Raw genomic sequence first — 1,205 nt, 5'->3', positions numbered from 1 at the left:
CCGCTGAGGGTGGGCGTGCCCGGCACCGGCGGGCGGATGATCACCGCCGGTGGCGTCGCCTTCCTCGGGGCCGCGGTCGACGACTATCTGCGCGCCTACGACCTGACGTCGGGCAAGCAGCTGTGGCAGGCGCGGCTGCCGGCCGGCGGGCAATCGACGCCGATGACCTATACGGTCGCCGACGGCCGCCAGTTCGTGGTCATCGTCGCCGGTGGCCACGGTTCGGTCGGCACCAAGCCTGGGGACTATGTGATGGCCTACGCGCTGCCGAAGTAGGGGCGCAGGGGGGCGCGATCTCTCAGAGGTCGCGCCGACCATCATCTGTGCCGGTATCTTTCCCCCGCATAGTGACGGGGAAACGTGCCCGACTGGGCGATGAGGGGCGGCAAACCTTCCGATCGGCCCGATTGTCGATCAGCCAATCCCCAGATGGCCCTTCAGGCTGGGCACCGAGCCGAGCACCTTGTTGGTCAGGTCGGGGCCGGCGGCGGCTTCGGCCTGCTGGATCAGCGTCGCGCCGGCCTTCTGGATCTGCGCCATGTCGAGCCCGGATGCCTTGAGTGCGGCGACGCCGTTGATCAGCGCGCCGGCCTTCTCGCCGAGAACGCCGCCAAGCGCGCCCTGCAGCGACGACAGAAAACCGCCACCGCCGGCCGGAGCGGCGGCCATGACGTCATATTGATGGGCGAGGTCGTCGGCGCCGGGGATCTTGGCGAAGAACGCCGAGGCGCTTGTGCCCTCCGCCTCGTGTTCGAGCACCGAGAAAATGGTGCCGACGACTTTCTGCGTCGTCACCTGGTCGAGGCCCGCCTTCTGCGAGACGGTGTTGACGATATCCTGGACGTTCATGGCGTCACTCAGCCCTGGGTTTTCGTGTTGCGGTTCCGCTCAGTGCGGACCCTGATCAACGATCGTCTGCCTGCGTTCAGAACCATCGAGCACAGGGCCAAAGCGGCGGTCGCCGCAAGGACGAGCGCGCTGGCGAGGATCGGGGAAGGCATGGTCATGGTCATCGCTTCCTTCTGGGTCTGACGTGTGGGCACACGGCCAGATACTGGTCGATAGCCACCTTCCCTCACGATTGTGGCAGCGCCAGCAGGATTTATCGCCAATGACCAAAAAGTGATGACATGGCCGCGCCCGAGCAGTAAAGCCGGCGCCATGCGCCCTGAGGCAATCGGCGGCCGCGATGAGTGCTCGACTGG

Annotated in this window: 3 protein-coding genes; 1 reads left to right on the top strand and 2 read right to left on the bottom strand. The window is 66.6% G+C overall.

The window, feature by feature from the left end; all coding sequences use genetic code 11:
- On the top strand, positions 1-276 hold a 276-nt coding region (locus EN750_RS35185), incomplete at its 5' end, for a PQQ-binding-like beta-propeller repeat protein (RefSeq protein ID WP_145968236.1).
- A 138-nt stretch (positions 277-414) separates the two neighbouring features.
- On the opposite strand, the gene EN750_RS35180 is transcribed toward EN750_RS35185, so the two are convergent.
- Both EN750_RS35180 and EN750_RS40135 read right to left on the bottom strand, forming a co-directional pair.
- Positions 415-849: a hypothetical protein gene (locus EN750_RS35180; RefSeq protein ID WP_127399337.1), complete on the bottom strand. Its 435-nt coding sequence runs from the start codon at positions 847-849 to the stop codon at positions 415-417.
- 8 nt (positions 850-857) lie between these two features.
- Positions 858-1,205: hypothetical protein (locus EN750_RS40135; RefSeq protein ID WP_210212798.1), on the bottom strand; the 348-nt coding region annotated here is incomplete at its 5' end.

Source organism: Mesorhizobium sp. M7A.F.Ca.ET.027.03.2.1 (genome assembly GCF_003999175.1).
Classification (GTDB): domain Bacteria; phylum Pseudomonadota; class Alphaproteobacteria; order Rhizobiales; family Rhizobiaceae; genus Mesorhizobium.
Note: the sequence above shows the minus strand (reverse complement) of the source record. Positions and strands in the feature narration are given on the sequence as shown.